This is a genomic window from Pseudomonas fluorescens NCIMB 11764 (assembly GCF_000293885.2).
Lineage (GTDB): Bacteria > Pseudomonadota > Gammaproteobacteria > Pseudomonadales > Pseudomonadaceae > Aquipseudomonas > Aquipseudomonas fluorescens_B.
Genome location: NZ_CP010945.1, coordinates 6,531,344 through 6,548,909, shown reverse-complemented (window position 1 = coordinate 6,548,909; position 17,566 = coordinate 6,531,344). Strand labels below are relative to the sequence as shown.

General features: G+C 60.0%; 17 protein-coding genes. 12 read left to right on the top strand and 5 right to left on the bottom strand.

Features of this window, described 5'->3' with window-relative positions; translation table 11 throughout:
- The first annotated feature begins 2 nt into the window (after positions 1-2).
- The 3 genes from B723_RS29805 to B723_RS29795 all read left to right on the top strand — a co-directional run bounded on the left by B723_RS29805 (position 3) and on the right by B723_RS29795 (position 3,696).
- On the top strand, positions 3-1,163 hold the full coding sequence (locus tag B723_RS29805) for an ABC transporter ATP-binding protein (protein ID WP_017340431.1): 1,161 nt from the start codon (positions 3-5) through the stop codon (positions 1,161-1,163).
- 217 nt (positions 1,164-1,380) lie between these two features.
- Entirely contained in the window at positions 1,381-2,727 is a 1,347-nt protein-coding gene (locus B723_RS29800) for a carbohydrate porin (protein WP_017340430.1), read from the top strand.
- A 114-nt stretch (positions 2,728-2,841) separates the two neighbouring features.
- Positions 2,842-3,696, top strand: coding sequence for a D-hexose-6-phosphate mutarotase (locus B723_RS29795; RefSeq protein WP_017340429.1), 855 nt, complete (start codon positions 2,842-2,844; stop codon positions 3,694-3,696).
- A 153-nt stretch (positions 3,697-3,849) separates the two neighbouring features.
- On the opposite strand, the gene B723_RS29790 is transcribed toward B723_RS29795, so the two are convergent.
- Positions 3,850-4,710 (bottom strand): MurR/RpiR family transcriptional regulator, encoded by an 861-nt coding sequence (locus tag B723_RS29790; RefSeq protein WP_172825977.1) that lies wholly within the window; start codon positions 4,708-4,710, stop codon positions 3,850-3,852.
- Between the two features lie 226 nt (positions 4,711-4,936).
- On the opposite strand from B723_RS29790, the gene zwf reads away from it, so the two are divergent.
- The 4 genes from zwf (at position 4,937) to B723_RS29770 (ending at position 8,719) form a co-directional block, all read left to right on the top strand.
- Entirely contained in the window at positions 4,937-6,406 is a 1,470-nt protein-coding gene (gene zwf / locus B723_RS29785; RefSeq protein WP_017340427.1) for a glucose-6-phosphate dehydrogenase, read from the top strand.
- Positions 6,393-7,106, top strand: coding sequence for a 6-phosphogluconolactonase (gene pgl, locus B723_RS29780; protein WP_017340426.1), 714 nt, complete (start codon positions 6,393-6,395; stop codon positions 7,104-7,106). Before zwf ends, pgl begins: the two co-directional genes overlap by 14 nt.
- A 17-nt stretch (positions 7,107-7,123) precedes the next feature.
- Positions 7,124-7,789, top strand: coding sequence for a bifunctional 4-hydroxy-2-oxoglutarate aldolase/2-dehydro-3-deoxy-phosphogluconate aldolase (locus tag B723_RS29775; RefSeq protein WP_017340425.1), 666 nt, complete (start codon positions 7,124-7,126; stop codon positions 7,787-7,789).
- Between the two features lie 204 nt (positions 7,790-7,993).
- Positions 7,994-8,719 (top strand): intradiol ring-cleavage dioxygenase, encoded by a 726-nt coding sequence (locus B723_RS29770; protein WP_017340424.1) that lies wholly within the window; start codon positions 7,994-7,996, stop codon positions 8,717-8,719.
- A gap of 2 nt (positions 8,720-8,721) precedes the next feature.
- Here B723_RS29770 and B723_RS29765 read toward each other — a convergent pair whose 3' ends face one another.
- Both B723_RS29765 and B723_RS29760 read right to left on the bottom strand, forming a co-directional pair.
- Positions 8,722-9,903, bottom strand: coding sequence for an aminotransferase class V-fold PLP-dependent enzyme (locus B723_RS29765; protein WP_017340423.1), 1,182 nt, complete (start codon positions 9,901-9,903; stop codon positions 8,722-8,724).
- Positions 9,904-9,912: 9 nt separating this feature from the next.
- A complete protein-coding gene (locus tag B723_RS29760) occupies positions 9,913-10,149 on the bottom strand; it encodes a DUF3820 family protein (RefSeq protein ID WP_017340422.1) in 237 nt (78 codons plus the stop codon).
- A gap of 203 nt (positions 10,150-10,352) precedes the next feature.
- Between B723_RS29760 and B723_RS29755 the strand changes: the two genes are divergently transcribed.
- The 4 genes from B723_RS29755 (at position 10,353) to B723_RS29740 (ending at position 14,032) form a co-directional block, all read left to right on the top strand.
- On the top strand, positions 10,353-10,820 hold the full coding sequence (locus B723_RS29755; protein WP_017340421.1) for a ferritin-like domain-containing protein: 468 nt from the start codon (positions 10,353-10,355) through the stop codon (positions 10,818-10,820).
- 156 nt (positions 10,821-10,976) lie between these two features.
- Positions 10,977-12,965, top strand: a complete 1,989-nt coding sequence (locus B723_RS29750) for an FUSC family protein (RefSeq protein ID WP_017340420.1) — start codon at positions 10,977-10,979, stop codon at positions 12,963-12,965.
- The gene (locus tag B723_RS29745; RefSeq protein WP_017340419.1) at positions 12,952-13,158 is read left to right on the top strand and encodes a DUF1656 domain-containing protein; all 207 of its coding nucleotides are present in this window, start codon (positions 12,952-12,954) and stop codon (positions 13,156-13,158) included. Before B723_RS29750 ends, B723_RS29745 begins: the two co-directional genes overlap by 14 nt.
- 10 nt (positions 13,159-13,168) lie before the next feature.
- Complete coding sequence (locus B723_RS29740; protein ID WP_017340418.1) at positions 13,169-14,032, top strand: efflux RND transporter periplasmic adaptor subunit; 864 nt, start codon at positions 13,169-13,171, stop codon at positions 14,030-14,032.
- 153 nt (positions 14,033-14,185) lie between these two features.
- On the opposite strand, the gene B723_RS29735 is transcribed toward B723_RS29740, so the two are convergent.
- Both B723_RS29735 and B723_RS29730 read right to left on the bottom strand, forming a co-directional pair.
- The gene (locus B723_RS29735) at positions 14,186-14,656 is read right to left on the bottom strand and encodes a MaoC family dehydratase (RefSeq protein WP_008151121.1); all 471 of its coding nucleotides are present in this window, start codon (positions 14,654-14,656) and stop codon (positions 14,186-14,188) included.
- Positions 14,657-14,696: 40 nt separating this feature from the next.
- Complete coding sequence (locus B723_RS29730) at positions 14,697-15,641, bottom strand: alpha/beta hydrolase (RefSeq protein ID WP_017340417.1); 945 nt, start codon at positions 15,639-15,641, stop codon at positions 14,697-14,699.
- Positions 15,642-15,868: 227 nt separating this feature from the next.
- Here B723_RS29730 and fadD2 point away from each other — a divergent pair, with 227 nt between their 5' ends.
- Positions 15,869-17,557, top strand: a complete 1,689-nt coding sequence (gene fadD2, locus B723_RS29725) for a long-chain-fatty-acid--CoA ligase FadD2 (protein WP_017340416.1) — start codon at positions 15,869-15,871, stop codon at positions 17,555-17,557.
- Positions 17,558-17,566: the final 9 nt, after the last annotated feature.

Genomic DNA, 17,566 nt, shown 5'->3' with positions numbered 1-17,566 from the left:
TCATGGCAACGCTCGAACTTCGCAACGTAAACAAGACTTATGGCCCAGGCCTGCCGGACACCCTCAAGAACATCGAACTGTCGATCAAGGACGGTGAGTTCCTGATCCTGGTCGGCCCTTCGGGCTGCGGCAAATCGACCCTGATGAATTGCATCGCCGGCCTGGAAACCATCACCGGCGGCGCGATCATGATCGGTGATCAGGACGTCAGCGGCATGAGCCCCAAAGACCGTGACATCGCCATGGTGTTCCAGTCCTACGCGCTGTACCCGACCATGAGCGTTCGCGAGAACATCGCCTTCGGCTTGAAAATCCGCAAAATGCCTGCCGCCGATATCGAAGCGGAAGTGGCGCGGGTCGCCAAGCTGTTGCAGATCGAACACTTGCTCAATCGCAAGCCGGGCCAGCTCTCCGGTGGCCAGCAACAGCGCGTGGCGATGGGCCGTGCGTTGGCGCGGCGGCCGAAGATTTACCTGTTCGACGAACCGCTGTCCAACCTCGACGCCAAGCTGCGCGTCGAGATGCGCACCGAAATGAAACTGATGCACCAGCGCCTGAAAACCACCACGGTCTACGTGACCCACGACCAGATCGAAGCGATGACGCTGGGCGATAAAGTGGCGGTGATGAAGGACGGGATCATCCAGCAGTTCGGCACGCCGAAAGACATCTACAACAACCCGGCCAACCTGTTCGTGGCGAGCTTCATCGGTTCGCCGCCGATGAACTTCATCCCCCTGCGTTTGCAGCGCAAGGACGGTCGTCTGGTGGCGCTGCTCGACAGCGGTCAGGCGCGTTGCGAATTGCCATTGGGCATGCAGGACGCAGGGCTCGAAGACCGCGAAGTGATCCTCGGCATGCGTCCGGAACAGATCGTGCTGGCGGGTAGCGAGCCGAACGGTTTGCCGACCATTCGCGCCGAAGTCCAGGTCACCGAACCGACCGGTCCCGACACACTGGTTTTCGTCAATCTCAACGACACCAAAGTCTGCTGCCGCCTGGCGCCGGACGTTGCACCGGCCGTGGGCGAGACCCTGACCCTGCAATTCGATCCATCGAAAGTGCTGCTGTTCGATGCCAAGACCGGGGAGCGCCTGGGGGTGGCCGGTCTGCCAAAGACCGAAGTGCACAGCGCCAACGTGACTCAATTCAAAGGCCGCTGAAGATCAAATGTGGGAATGGGGTTGTGTGGGAGCTGGCCTGCCAGCGATGGCATCAAATCGGTTCGACATTAAACCGAGTCGTTTGCATCGCCGGCAGGCCAGCTCCCACAAGCCCGGTCTCACAGGGGCATATGCGGTGAGCGGCCTGTCGCTCTTCGCAACTGATGTAACCGCGTTAGATAAAAACAGTTAATAACAATAAAACGAGGATGTAGGGATGAAGAAGAACAAAAACGCTCAGCTTATCTGCCAGTTGTCGGCGATTGCGGCAATGATGCTGGCTGGCAGTGTGCACGCGGCTGACGCGTTCAGCGCCGATTCCGAATGGATGACCGGCGATTGGGGTGGTGAGCGGACCAAGCTGATCGAGCAGGGCATCGACATCAAGATGGACTACGTCGGTGAAGTGGGCAGCAACCTCCACGGCGGCTACAACAACGACAAGACGGCGCGTTACGCCGACCAGTTCGGCCTGGGCGTGGCGCTCGACCTGCAAAAGCTGTGGGGCTGGGATAACACTCAGGCGAAGATCCAGCTGACCAACCGTAATGGTGAAAACATCTCCAATGACCGTGTTGGCGACCCGCGTGCCGGCACCTTGAGTTCCTCCCAGGAAGTCTACGGTCGCGGCCATATGGTTCGTTTGACCCAGTTGTGGATCAAGCACCAGTTCCTCGACGGCAAACTGGACGTCAAGGCCGGTTACTTCGGCGAAGGCGAAGACTTCAACACCTTCCCTTGCGAATTCCAGAACCTGGCATTCTGCGGTTCCCAGGTGGGTAACTGGGCGACCAACATCTGGTACAACTGGCCCGTCAGCCAGGCCGCAATCCGCGTGAAGTACAACATCTCGCCCGAGTTCTATGCGCAGATCGGCGCGTACAACCAGAACCCGTCGCAACTGGAACACGGCAACGGCTTCAAGCTTAGCGGCAGTGGTACCAAGGGCACCGTGTTGCCGGTCGAACTGGTCTGGTTGCCTAACCTGAACAACCTGCCGGGCGAATACCGTGTCGGTTACTACAAAAGCACGGCCAGCGCCGATGACGTTCGTGAAGACGACAACGGCAATGATGCGGCCACCAGCGGCAACGCTTACCGCAGCCACAGCAGCAAGTCCGGCTACTGGTTCGTGGCGCAGCAACAGCTGACCGACCACAACGGTGACAAAAGCCGTGGTCTGACCGTATCGGCCAACGCCACGTTCCACGACAAGGACACCAACATCGTCGACAACTATCAGTCGTTGATGTTTGTGTACAAGGGCCCGTTCGATGCACGTCCGAAAGATGACGTCGGTATCGGTTTCGCCCGTATCCATGTCAACGATGACGTGAAGAAAAACGCCGAGCTGGTCAACGCCGACAATGGTGTCACCCAGTACGAAGATCCGCGGTTTGCGCCACTGCGTGACACTGAATACAACTACGAGATCAACTACGGCTTCCACGTTACCAACTGGCTGACCGTGCGTCCCAACCTGCAATACATCACTCACCCGGGCGGTGTGGATGAAGTCGACAACGCGCTGGTGGCCGGCCTGAAAATTCAGTCGGTGTTCTAACGCTGTTGCGATAAGCTCCTCTCTATGTGCGCATTTTTGCGGACAGCCCAGGCTGTCCGCTTTTTTTTGGGGGCGGCGCACCCCGGTGACAGATGATTTTCAGGACAGTGGCACATGCATGAGCATCCGCTACAACGCTTCTTCAAATCCTTGCGCGAACGTCCGATGTTTGCGTGGGAGCGCTATCAGATGCGCGATGTGCTGGTGATCGATCATCCGCTGTGTCAGGCGGTGTTCAGTCGGCAGGGCGCGCAATTGCTGCACTTCCAGCCCAAAGGGCAGAAACCGTGGCTCTGGTGCGCGGCGAAGTGGCCCCACGTGGGTGCGATTCGTGGCGGCGTGCCGGTGTGTTGGCCATGGTACGGACGGCATCCGAGTGAAAACGCATGGCCATCCCATGGCTGGGCGCGGTTGCTCGACTGGAAACTGCTCGACAGCAGCCATGACGACGACGGCGTGCACCTGCACTGGCAACTGCAGTTGTGTGACTGGCAAGTAGACCTGCATGCCCACCTTGGCGAACGCATGGCGTTGCGCCTGAGTACCGAGCATCAGGACAGCCTGCCGTGCCAATTGAGTCAGGCGTTGCATGCTTACTGGCGTATTGGCGATGTTGGCGAGATAGCGCTGTCTGGGCTCGACGGTGCGCAAGGTTATGACCAGTTGAACCGCCAGGCTTGCCAGCAGGAAGGCGAGTTGCGGGTGGAGGGTGGCTGTCAACGCGTGTTCCAGCATGACGGCGAATTGCAGCTCAGGGATCACGCCTGGCAGCGGGAATTGTGCATTGATACCGGGGAGGATGCGGACACGGTGGTCTGGCATCCCGGTTCGCGTCCGCTATTGGGCGTCAGTTGGAACGAGATTTCCGAGTTTGTCTGTGTGGAAGCGGCAAGCGGCGGGACCGATAGCTTGAGCCTGGCGCCGGGGCAGAAGGCGCATTTGAGTTTGCAGGCGCGGGTGGGAGTTTAGTTCAGGTGCGGCAGTGTCTGGACTACCGCCATCGCGAGCAGGCTCGCTCCCACAGGGGATTGGTTTTGAACACAAATGCTGTGTTCACCGAAGATCCAATGTGGGAGCGAGCCTGCTCGCGATGAGGCCGAACCGGTCAGTAGAGATTTCGGATCAGTTGAACTCATCCCCCACCGGATACCTGCTCGCATTCAAACTCTCTTTGATTTTGCGCAAATGCGGCTGGAAATCCACACCACGGCGCAACGTCATGCCGGTGGCGAGCACATCCAGCACCGTCAATTGAATGATCCGCGACGTCATCGGCATATAAATGTCGGTGTCTTCCGGCAGCGGGATGTTCAGGCTCAGCGTACTGGCCTTGGCCAACGGCGAACCTTCGGCTGTCAGCCCAAGCACCGAAGCGCCGTTTTCCCGGGCGATACGCGCCACTTCCACCAGTTCGCGAGTACGGCCGGTGTAGGAAATGATCACGAACAACTCGCCGGTGTGGGCCACCGACGCAATCATGCGCTGCATCAGCACATCCGCATGGGCGGTGACGGCGAGGTTGAAGCGGAAGAATTTGTGCTGCGCGTCCAGCGCCACCGGGGCTGATGCGCCGAGGCCGAAGAAGTGGATCTGCCGGGCCTGGATCAACAGGTCGACGGCGCGGCTGATCAGATTCGGGTCCAGGGCCTGCAAGGCACTGTCCAGCGACGCGATGGCGCTGCCGAAAATCTTCTTGGTATAGGCTTCCGGATTATCGTCGGCCTCGACCGCACGGCTGACATACGCTGCGCCACTGGCCAGGCTCTGGGCCAGCTGAAGTTTGAGTTCCGGGTAGCCGCTGACGCCGAACGAACGGCAGAAGCGGTTGACCGTCGGCTCGCTGACCTTGGAGGCCTGGGCGAGGGCGGCGATGCTGAACCGGGTGGCCTGCTCTGGGTTGAGCAGGATCACTTCGGCGACTTTGCGTTCGGCCTTGTTCAGGTCTTCAAGGCGATTCTGGATCTGTTCCAGCAGATTTCGCACGCGGTCCATATGATTTCCTAGGTTCTGCAATGCAAATAAGGGCTCGGCTATGCAAATTGGGCCTTTGATGCGACCCCAAGCGGTGGCCTATCCTACTGATGGCTCCGACTGACCACCACTCGGAATCTGTATTTTGCGAAAATGTTGTGGTTATTACTACATTTTTGCTTGAGCGATGCCTTGAAAAAAGGTATTTGTAGCTTAACTTGATAAAAGAACAAACATCATGCCTTCGATTACGGTTGAACCGTGCACCTTTGCCTTGTTCGGCGCGCTTGGCGATCTGGCCTTGCGCAAGCTGTTTCCTGCCCTCTATCAACTCGATGGCGCAGGCCTGTTGCACGAGGACACGCGCATCATCGCGCTGGCCCGTGAGCCGGGCAGCGAGCAGGAGCATCTGGCGTTCATCGCTTCCGAGCTGCGCCGCTACGTCGGCGCCAAAGAGCTGGACGAAGCGGTGGTCGAACGTTTTCTGGCCCGCCTGACCTATCTGCACGTCGATTTCCTCAAGTCCGAAGACTATGTGGCCCTGGCCGAAATGGCCGGCAGCGCCCAGCGAGTGATCGCCTACTTCGCCACGCCGGCCGCTGTCTACGGCGCGATCTGCGAAAACCTGGCGAAGGTCGGTCTGGCCGAGAACACCCGTGTGGTGCTGGAAAAACCCATCGGTTCCGACCTGGAATCCTCGCGCAAGGTCAACGACGCCGTGGCGCAGTTCTTTCCGGAGAACCGCACCTACCGCATCGACCACTACCTGGGCAAAGAGACCGTTCAAAACCTCATCGCCCTGCGTTTTGCCAACAGCCTGTTCGAAACCCAGTGGAACCAGAATTACATCTCCCACGTGGAAATCACCGTGGCTGAAAAGGTCGGGATCGAAGGCCGCTGGGGCTACTTCGACAAGGCCGGTCAGCTGCGGGACATGATCCAGAATCACCTGTTGCAACTGCTTTGCCTGATCGCCATGGACCCTCCGGCCGACCTGTCCGCCGACAGCATCCGCGACGAGAAAGTCAAAGTGCTCAAGGCGCTGGCGCCCATCAGCCCGGAAGGCCTGACCACCCAAGTGGTGCGCGGCCAGTACATCGCCGGTTACAGCGAAGGCAAACCGGTTCCCGGCTACCTGGAAGAGCCGAATTCCAACACCCAGAGCGACACGGAAACTTTCGTCGCCCTGCGTGCCGACATCCGCAATTGGCGTTGGGCCGGCGTGCCGTTTTACCTGCGCACCGGCAAGCGCATGCCGCAGAAACTGTCGCAGATCGTTATCCACTTCAAGGAACCGTCGCACTACATCTTCGCCCCCGAGCAGCGCCTGCAAATCAGCAACAAACTGATTATCCGCCTGCAACCGGACGAAGGCATTTCCTTGCGTGTGATGACCAAAGAACAAGGCCTGGACAAGGGCATGCAGCTGCGCAGCGGTCCGTTGCAGCTGAATTTTTCCGACACCTGGCGCAGCGCACGGATTCCCGATGCCTACGAGCGGTTGTTGCTGGAAGTGATGCGCGGCAATCAGAACCTGTTTGTCCGTAAAGATGAAATCGAAGCCGCGTGGAAGTGGTGTGACCAGTTGATCGCCGGGTGGAAGAAATCCGGTGATGCGCCCAAGCCGTACGCGGCCGGGTCCTGGGGACCGATGAGCTCCATTGCTCTGATCACGCGGGACGGGAGGTCGTGGTATGGCGATATCTAATTTGAAACTGCCTCAGGGCGTCAGCGCCCATGAGTTCAAGAGCCCGGTGTTGCTCGCCGATGGTTTGGCGCTGAAGGTGGCCAAGCAACTGAGTGACGCTATCGACGCTCGCGGGACCGCGACGCTGGTGGTGTCCGGTGGACGCAGCCCGGTGGCGTTTTTCCAGAACCTGGCGAAACAGAAACTGGATTGGTCCAAGGTCGTCGTGACCCTGGCTGATGAGCGTTGGGTGCCGGTGGAACACGCCGACAGCAACGCCGGTCTGCTCAAGCGTTACCTGTTGCAGGGTCTGGCGGCGAAGGCTCAGTTCCTGAGTCTGTACAGCGCCAGCGCCAACCTTGAACAAGCGGCCGAGCAAGCCGACCGTTTGCTCGCCGAGTTGCCTGCCATCGACGTGCTGGTACTGGGCATGGGCGACGACGGCCACACCGCGTCGTTGTTCCCGAACAGTCCGAACCTGGCCGACGCCTTGAAAGTCGACGGCACACGTCGTTGCTACCCGATGCTGGCGCCGACCGTGCCGCATCAGCGCCTGACCATGAGTCGCGCGCTGCTGGCTTCGGCCAAACACACCGTTCTATCGATTTCCGGTCAGTCCAAGCTGACCACCCTGAGTGCCGCATTGGCCGGTGACGATGTCGCCGCCATGCCGATTCGCGCGTTTCTGCAACCTACGTTAGAGATTTACTGGTGCCCATGAGCCAAGGAACAGCCGCTATGACAACCCCATCCCCGACCGTTTCCATGGCGGACAAAGTTGCCCTGATCGACAGCCTCTGCGCCAAGGCGCGGATCCTGCCGGTAATCACCATTGCTCGCGAACAGGACGTGCTGCCGCTGGCCGACGCCCTCGCGGCCGGTGGCCTGACAGCCCTGGAAGTGACCCTGCGTTCGCAGTTCGGCCTCAAGGCCATCCAGATCCTGCGCGAGCAGCGTCCGGAACTGGTGACCGGCGCCGGCACCGTGCTCGATCGCCACATGCTGGCTGCCGCAGAAGCTGCCGGGTCGCAGTTCATCGTCACGCCGGGCATCACCCGTGACTTGCTCGAAGCCAGCGTCGACAGCCCGATCCCGCTGTTGCCGGGCATCAGCAATGCCTCGGGCATCATGGAAGGCTACGGTCTGGGCTATCGCCGCTTCAAACTGTTCCCGGCGGAAGTCAGCGGCGGCGTCGCGGCGATCAAAGCCCTGGGCGGCCCGTTCGGCGAAGTGAAATTCTGCCCGACCGGCGGCGTCAGCCCGGCCAACATCAAGAGCTACATGGCGTTGAAAAACGTGATGTGCGTGGGCGGTAGCTGGATGCTTGATCCGGAGTGGATCAAGAACGGTGACTGGGCCCGCATTCAGGAATGCACCGCCGAGGCCTTGGCGCTGCTGGACTGATCTGCTTTTACCTGACACTTCGTTGTGTGTTCTACGGCTTTAACGGTGCGCTTGGTCGGTGCACCGTTTTTTTTTGCCCAATGGAAACCACTGAACCTGTGGCGAGGGTGGCATTCGAGACAGGACATCACGCGATACATAGTTACCGCATCTCGCCGCTCATCCGGCGTTAACCTGCGTTCATCTTATGGAAGAGAGAACGTCATGGACGACAACACCTCAGTGACATCCGCACAACCGGCTTGCCTGCTGTCACCCGAACAGATCGCCGGCCCGTATTTTCGAAACCCTAAACTGATCAGGCGAAACATCAGCGAAGGCATGGACGGCGTTCCTCTGGTGCTGAAACTGACGATCGTCGATGCGATGACCTGCCAGCCGGTCACCGGCGCCATCGTCGATATCTGGCATTGCAATGCGCGTGGTGCGTATTCGGGCTGGAGCAGGATCGACCCGGACAAGGAAGTCGACAACGGCGATATCGGCGCGATCCCGCGTACCGATGACGATACCTACCTGCGCGGCGGGCAGTTCACGGATCAGAAAGGCATCGTGCGCTTTACCACGATCTATCCGGGTTTCTATGCCGGACGCGCGTTGCACATCCACGTCGCAGTCCGAGTCACCGCAGGCAACAACTATCTCGAAGAACGGCATGTCGCCTGGGTCGGCCAGCTGTACTTCCCTGAAGCGGCTTCGCGTTCGGTGCTCAACACCCGGCAATACAGTGGCCGAAGCGTCGCGCCACTGACCAACGATCAGGATGTTCTCTATGAAACCATGGGCGGCGAAGCCTCGACCCTGACCGTTCACACCCTCAGTCGAGACTCGAAAGAAGACGGGTTTTTCGGCCAAATGACCATTGGCATCGACACGTTCGCGGCGTCATCGCAGATCAAACCGGAGGACTTCGACAAATACACGGTCTGACGTCACCGCAGTTCGTGCAGTGCCTGGGTCAACACGTCCATATGCGCAGCGGTGGTGGTCAGCCCCGGTGTGATGCGGATGCACGGGCCACTCGCTGCACCGCTGCGCGTCACGGTGAACAGGTTGTAGTCCTTGAGCAGCCGCTCGGCCATTGCCTGCTGATCGGCGTGCCGGGTAAAGCGCATCGCCGTGATGCCGCAATACAGTCGAGGGTCGTCCGGGGTCATGACGTCGATGCCCGCCAGATCGCGTACCGCATTGACCCAGCGGTTGCGCAGGTAATTGAGCCGTGCACCCTTGGCGGCCGAACCGCCCATGGCCCGATGCTCCTCGAACACCAGCGGCAGGGTCAGCAACGCCGGGATGTTGGGGGTGCTGTATGGCGTGCGGGCGCGAACGTCAGTGACCGGGAAATGCATCTCGCCCATGTCCGGGTCGATGTCGGCCAGGCGCTCGGGAGCGATATACATGAAGCCCAGGGTCAGCGGCGCACCGATCCACTTGTGCAGGTTGAAACCGGCGAATGCGACGCCGAGGTCATCGAGTTTGAATTCGATCTGGCCCAGTGCATGAGCGCCATCGAGGATCACGTCGATCCCGTGTTCCCTGGCGGCAGCGACAATCGCCTTCACCGGCATCACCAGCCCGGTACGGTGAGTGACGTGGGTCAGGGCCATCAGCTTGAGCTTCGGATAACGCGCGAATGCATCGCGATAAGTGGCCAGCAAACTGTCGAAACTGGCGGGGTGCGCGTGATCGATCTCGATGACTTCAACACCGCGATGCCGCGCGAGCCAGCGCATGGCGCCTTTGACCGTGTCGTACTCCAGATCGCAGATCAGCACCTGATCGCCCGGCTGCAGTCGGTTGTAATTGCGGATCAGCGATTGCAGACCGTCCGACGCGTTGCGGGTGAGGGCAACGGATTCTGCGGCCACGCCAATCAGGTCGGCGAGCTGGGCCAGGATCGCAAGGTTTTCGTCCCGTTCGAAGCGCTGGCGTACATGGACCGAGTTGCTGCGGTTGATGAGTTCGATGTTGCGTTGGTATTCCTCAATCACCGTGCGCGACATGCGTCCGAAATAGCCGTTCTCGAGGTTTATCGGGCCGGGTTCGACGGCATAGCGGTCGGCAAAGGTCTGCCAAAACATTTCATCACGGGCGCGGCGGGTGTTATCGGGCATGGGGATGGCTCAGTGGCGAGGGGCGGGTTTGCCGTGTTTGGCGCGCAGCGGTTCAAGCAACTCCGACAGGCCGTTGTGATCGATTTCCTGCATCAAGGCCAGCAGTCCGCCCAGTTCGCCATGGGGGAAACCTTCCCGGGCGAACCAGTTCAGGTATTGGCCGGGCAGGTCGGCAATGATGCGGCCCTTGTACTTGCCGAAGGGCATTTGACGGGTAATCAGCAGTTCGAGTTTTTCAGGGTTCATCAATCAGTCGTCTTGAATCGGTCAGGCTGGAAAATACAGGCATTCTGCATGCAGGCCAATTGACAGATCATGCAAATAACGCGGATACAGATTTCTGGGTAAAAGTTAAGTTATTGAAATGTAAGCAATAAATTATCAATTCAAAGCTGGCATGCAGGGTGCAATAGCTATTGCATCTTTCATCAACCCGCGAGGAATTGAAAATGACCGACATGAATAAAGAAGCGATCTCTGTACTCAATGACCTGATTGAAACCAGCAAAGACGGTCAGGAAGGGTTCAAGACTTGCGCTGAAGACATCAAGCACCCAGAACTGAAAACGCTGTTCATCCAGCGCTCCGCCGACTGCGCTACGGCCGCTTCGGAGCTGCAAGCGGCTGTGCGTTCGATGGGTGGCGATCCGGAAACTTCCACCAGCGTCAGCGGTGATCTGCACCGTCGCTGGGTCGACGTGAAAGCCATGTTCACCGGCAAGGATGAAGAAGCTGTGCTGAACGAAGCCGAACGCGGTGAAGACCATGCGCTGAAGGCTTACAAAGAAGCCATCGAAAAAATCAACAAGCACAACCTGGTGGGCATTCGTGATCTGGTTGAACGTCAGTACCACGGCGTGCAACGCAATCACGATCAGGTGAAAGCCCTGCGTAACCAGGCTCGCGCACGCTCGTAAGCGCGCAAAGCCTGTCAGAAACGCCAGCCAGTCTGGCGTTTTTTTGTGCCCGGCTTTTAGCGCTGGACGATAGATAGATAGCCAGCTAATAATTTGATTTCAAGTCACTTCGGTGAACCCGACTATCGTTAAATCGTCCTTTGAAGAGTGCTTTACGTGCCTATCACTTTGCAGGCTTTGTTTGCGCCCGACCGCCGTGCCCTGCAGTTCGCGATCAAGACCCTGCTCGGCGGCGGCCTCGCGTTGTGGCTGGCATTGCGCTGGGGGCTGGAGCAACCGGCCTGGGCGTTGATGACGGCGTTCATCGTCGCCCAGCCGCTGTCCGGGATGGTGGTGCAGAAGGGCTTGGCGCGGCTGTTGGGGACGCTGATCGGAACGATCATGTCGGTGGTGTTCATGAGCCTGTTCGCACAGACGCCGTGGTTGTTTCTTCTGGCATTGGCGTTGTGGCTCGGGCTGTGTACGGCGAGTTCGACCTTGCTGCGCAGTGCCTGGTCCTATTCGTTTGTGTTGGCCGGTTATACGGTCGCAATCATCGCCTTGCCCGCCATCACTCACCCGCTGACGGTGTTCGATCAAGCGGTGGCGCGCTGCACGGAAATCTGTCTGGGCATTCTCTGCGCCACCGCCGCCAGTGCCTTGCTGTGGCCAATGCGGGTTGAACGGCAACTGGCGGATCAGGCGCGAGCCGCGTGGCAGAGTGGCATGAATGCCGCGCGCGCGACGTTGGCCGGCGACGGTCAGGCGCGCAAGGGCCTGCTGGAAATCCTCGGTCGAATTGTCGCGGTGGATGCCCAGCGCGAGCACGCCTGGTTCGAAGGCGGACTCGGCCGGCAACGTGCGCGGGCCATCAGCGGACTGAGCCAGAAACTGTTGATGCTGCTGCGCATCGCCCGTTCAGTACGGCGTCAGTGGAAGCAGTTGGAACCGCAGGAAGCCGTACAGTTGGCGCCGTGGATGACTGAGGTTCAGGAAGCGCTCGCCAGCCCGGATACAGCGACGTTGCAAGCCTTGCGACCGCGTTTGCTCGATGCCTCCCATGATCCACGGATCAGCTCTGCGCAGAGTTATTGCCTGGTCCGTTTCACATTGTTGATGGATACCGCGATGGCGGCCAACGCGGCGTTGAAGGCGGTGGAGGAGGGCAAGGAAACCGTTGAACCGCCGCGCACCCTGACGCCGCACCGCGACCTGTCATTGGCGCTGGTCTTCGGGGCGCGCAGTGCCTTGGCGTTTCTGGTGGTGTCGTGTTTCTGGCTGGCGACGGCCTGGCCCGCCGCCTCGGGCGCATTGGTGCTGACCTGCGTGGTGTGCAGCCTGTTCGCCAGTCGCGAGAACGGCGCGCAGATCGGCATGAGTTTCATGCGCGGGATTTTTCTGGCGATCCCGGCGGCGTTTATTGTCGGGCAGATTCTGCTGCCGCAATGGAGTGGTTTTGCGTTGCTTTGCATGGGCATGGGCGTGCCGTTGTTTCTGGGCGCGCTGGGCATGGCCAAGCCGCAGATCGGCGCCACGGCCACTTCGTTTTGCCTGCATTTCATCGTGCTGGTGTCACCGCTCAACGCGATGAAGTTCGACGTCGCGACGTTCTTCAACAGCGCTCAAGCCATGGTGGTCGGCGTCGGCGCGGCAGTGTTGGCGTTTCACTTGCTGATCCTGCGCAACCCGGCCTGGCATGGGCGACGTCTGCTGGCAGCGACCCTCGACGATCTCGTGCGCTTGACCCGGCGCAATTTGCCTGGCGCTGAAAGCTGGTTCGGCGGGCGCATGGCCGACCGTTTGCTGCAACTGGCGCGGCACCATCCGGAGTTGCCGGAGCCGGCGCGCAGTCGCTGGGATGACGGCTTGCTCGGTCTGGACATCGGCGACGAACTGCTGCATTTGCGCTTGAGCCTGGCCGTGGCGCAGGTGCCGGTCAGTGCGCCGCAGCGCCGCTATCTCGAGGCACTGGAAAAAGTCCTCGAACAGGGCCCGAGCGGTCGTTATGCCGATGCCCTGGAACAGCCCAGCGAAGCATTCTTGAACACCTTGTACGCGTTGCCGCCCAGCGATGCCGTGAAACTGGCACAGGGCGCGGTGCTGCAATTGCAGAACAGCTGGCGCGCGTGGTGCCGTCAACAGGAGCAAAGCCATGGGCTTGCGTGAATGGTCGGTGGGGGGCGTGCTGCTCAGCCCGTTTCTGATTTATGTGCTGCTGGCGCTGCTCGTCACCGGGGCCTTGCGCCTGCTGTTGCGCCTGACCCCGGCCGGCCGCTGGATCTGGCACGAAGCGTTATTCGATTGCGCCTTGTACGTCTGTGTATTGACCCTGATCACCGTCGTCCTCGGACCTTTATAAGGAGTTGAACATGCGTACATCCGTACGTGTCGCGGTTACCCTGTGCCTGGTGGCGGTGGCGATTTTTGCCGGTTTTCATTTGTGGCAGTACTACATGCTCACGCCGTGGACCCGGGATGCGCGGATTCGCGCCGATGTGGTGGTGATCGCTCCGGATGTGTCAGGCTGGGTGCGTGAGCTCAAGGCCTTCGACAACCAGTCGGTGAAGGCGGGCGACCTGTTGCTGAGCATCGACCGCGACCGGTTCGAAGCCGCGCTGGAGAAGGCGCAAGCGGTGGTGCAAACCCGTCAGCAGCAACTCAATCTGCGTGAGCGCGAAGCCAGTCGCCGTGCTGCCCTCGGCCCGCAAGCGATCAGTGCCGAGCTGCGCGAGAACGCGCAAATCAACGCCGGCATCGCCCGTGGTGAACTGCGCGAAGCCCAGGCCGAAGCCAAGGTCGCTGAACTCAACCTCGCCCGAAGCGAGGTCCACGCGCCGCGCAGCGGCCACATCACCAACTTGCGTCTGGCCCAGGGCAATTACGTGAATGCCGGGCAAGCGGTGATGGCGCTGATCGACGATTCAACGTTCTATGTGCAGGCGTACTTCGAAGAAACCAAACTGCCGAGGATTCGCGTTGGCGATCCGGTCAAGGTCTGGTTGATGAGTGCGGGCGAGGCGCTGCAAGGGCATGTGGAAAGCGTCAGCCGCGGGATCACCGATCGCAACACCACGCCGGATGGGCAGTTGCTGGCGGAAGTGGAGCCGACGTTCAACTGGGTGAGACTGGCGCAGCGGATTCCGGTGCGGATCAAACTGGACAAAGTGCCCGAGGGGATCAATTTGAGTTCGGGGATGACGGCGAGTGTGCAGGTGCAGGAAGGCGACCGGTAGCAGTCCCTGTGACGAGGGCGCTTGCTCCCGCTGGGGTGCGAAGCACCCCCAAAATCAGGCACCGCGTTTAATCTGGTGAACCGAGGTGACGTTTATTGCGACTGCTTCGCAGCCGAGCGAGAGCAAGCTCCCTCGCCACAGGGGAGCGGTGAATCAGCCGATGCTGATCGCCGGCAACGTTGGCAACGTCACGGTTTGCTGTTTGCGCGGTGCCAGAATTTCCGCTTCGCCATCCACTACCAACTCATCACGCTGGTTGAACACCCGCGTCGCAATGCGCACACGAAACTTCGGCAGTTTCTCCAGGATCTCCAGGCGCACCGTCAGCGTGTCGCCAATTTTTACCGGCTTCTGAAAGCTCATCTGCTGACCGATATAAATGGTGCCCGGCCCAGGCAACTCGCAGGCAACGGCGGCGCTGATCAGTGCACCGCTGAACATGCCGTGAGCGATACGCTCCTTGAACATGGTGCCAGCGGCGAATTCAGCGTCCAGGTGCACCGGGTTGTGATCACCGGACATCGCGGCGAACAGTTGAATGTCGCGCTCTTCGACCGTCTTGCTGTAGCTGGCGGTCTGCCCGACTTCAAGGGCTTCGTAAGGGGTGTTGGTAACCTGGGTCATCGGTTTCAATTCCTGTGACAAATAAAAAAACCACAAAAAACTATTCGGATCGGGGTGGGCGGCGGTGGCTCAGGGCGTGCGCGATCCAGCTCAGCACATCGGCTGTCACTTCATCGCGATTGCTCTCGTTGAACAGTTCGTGCCGTGCCTGCGGGTAAATCTTCAGTTGCAGGCTCTGGCTGCCAGCGGCACGCAGTGCATCGGCCAGATCTTTCAGACGCTTGCCCTCACTCACCGGATCACATTCACCGCCAATCACCAGCAGTGGCAGGCCCGGATCGATCTGGGCGAGATTGGACGCTTTGCTGATTTGCTGCAAGCCGCCGAGCAAATCGATCCAGAACTGATTGGTGCAGCGAAAGCCGCAGAGCGGGTCGTTGGCGTATTTGTCGACTTCGGCCGGGTCGCGGCTGAGCCAGTCGAACGCGGTGCGCACCGGTTTGAACTTCTTGTTGAACGAGCCGAACGACAGCCATTCGATCAGCGCGCTGCGCCCCTTCGGCCCCTGGCGCAAGCGTTCGAGGCGGGCGATTTGCCGGGCGGCGCGATAAAGCGCCACCGGTTGAAAGTTCGAACCACTGAGCACCGCCCCATACAGGCTGGCGCTGTGATGCAGCAGATAGGCCTGGGCGATGTAACTGCCCATGCTGTGGCCGAGCAGCACGATCGGCACGCCGGGATGCTGCTGGCCGATGTGCTGATTGAGGCTGGCGAGGTCACCGACGACCTTGCACCAGCCATCGTCATCGGAGAAATGTCCGAGTGTCCCGTTTTCGGCAGTTTTGCCATGTCCACGCAAGTCAGGTGCGTAAACGCCATAGCCCTGTTCACAGCATTTTTCCGCCAGACGGGCATAGCGGGCACTGTGTTCGGCCATGCCGTGGGCCACCAGGATCACCGCTTTCAACGGTGCGCCGGGCAGCCACTGGTTGACGAAGAGGCGGCTGCGGTCACTCGCGGTCAACCAGAAGGTGTCGTGGATCATGGCGATTCCTTTGCATGGGCTCGGTGCATTGTATAGCGCATCCTTCACCGGGCGTCTGATCAGGCCACGCCACGGCACCAAGATTCACACGATCAATGACGGACGTTGGCATATTTGCCTGATTCGTCATAGCTGCTAGTGTCCGTGAAGCTCCGCTTTTTGCTTTTTGTTTTTCTGACAGTGCAGAGAGTGGCCCCGGATCGGTTCAGGTAAAGAGGACAAGAACAATGCAACCTGATTTCTGGAATGACAAACGCCCGGCCGGCGTACCCCTGGACATTGATCAAGGGGCTTACAAGTCGGTGATCGAGGTGTTCGAGCGTTCCTGCAAAAAATTTGCGGACCGCCCGGCCTTCAGCAACATGGGCGTGACCCTGACCTACGCCGAACTGGAACGCTACAGCGCCGCGTTCGCCGGTTACCTGCAAGCCCACACCGACCTGGTGCCGGGGGATCGCATCGCGGTGCAGATGCCCAACGTCCTGCACTACCCGATTGCCGTGTTCGGTGCGTTGCGCGCCGGGCTGATCGTGGTCAACACCAACCCGCTGTACACCGCACGGGAAATGCGTCACCAATTCAAGGATTCCGGTGCCCGGGCGCTGGTCTACCTGAACATGTTCGGGCAGAAGGTCCAGGAAGTGCTGGCCGACACCGACATCCAGTACCTGATCGAAGCGAAGATGGGCGACATGATGCCCACCGCCAAAGGCTGGCTGGTCAACACCCTGGTGAGCAAGGTCAAGAAAATGGTCCCCGACTATTCCTTGCCGCAGGCCGTTTCCTTCAAGAGCGCGTTGCGCATGGGCCGGGGCCTGGGCATCAAGCCGCTGGACGCCGGCCTCAGCGATATCGCCGTGCTGCAATACACCGGCGGCACCACCGGCCTGGCCAAGGGCGCGATGCTGACCCACGGCAACCTGGTGGCGAACATGCAGCAGGCGCGGGCGTGCCTGGGGCAGTTCGGCAACGATGGCCAGCCGCTGCTGCGCGAAGGCCAGGAAGTGATGATCGCGCCGCTGCCGCTGTATCACATCTATGCCTTCACCGCGAATTGCATGTGCATGATGGTGACCGGCAACCATAACGTGCTGATCACCAATCCACGGGACATCAAGGGCTTCATCAAGGAACTGAAGAACTGGCGGTTTTCGGCATTGCTGGGACTCAACACGCTGTTCGTTGCGTTGATGGACCATCCGGATTTCAAGACCCTGGATTTCTCCAGCCTGAAACTGACCAACTCCGGCGGCACTGCGCTGGTCAAGGCCACCGCGGAGCGCTGGGAGCAACTGACCGGGTGCCGCATCACCGAAGGCTATGGCTTGACCGAAACCTCGCCGGTGGCGTGCACCAACCCGTACGGCGACAAATCGCGGATCGGCACGGTCGGCCTGCCGGTGCCGGGCACTACGCTGAAAGTCATCAACGATGAAGGCGTCGAGCAGCCAATGGGCGAGCGCGGCGAACTGTGCATCAAGGGTCCGCAGATCATGAAGGGCTACTGGCAGAAACCCGAGGCCACTGCCGAAGTGCTGGATGCCGAAGGCTGGTTCAAGTCCGGCGACATCGCCGTGATCGATCCGGACGGTTTTGTGCGCATCGTCGATCGCAAGAAAGACATGATCATCGTCTCGGGTTTCAACGTGTACCCGAACGAGATCGAAGACGTGGTGATGGCTCACCCGAAAGTCGCCAACTGCGCGGTCATTGGTGTGCCGGACGAACGTTCGGGCGAAGCGGTGAAGTTGTTTGTGGTGGCGCGAGAGTCGGGGGTCAGCCTTGAAGAGCTGAAGGCCTACTGCAAGGAAAACTTCACGGCGTACAAAGTCCCCAAGCACATTGTGTTGCGTGAGTCGTTGCCGATGACGCCGGTGGGCAAGATTCTGCGGCGGGAGTTGCGGGATATCGCCTGATCGGTCATA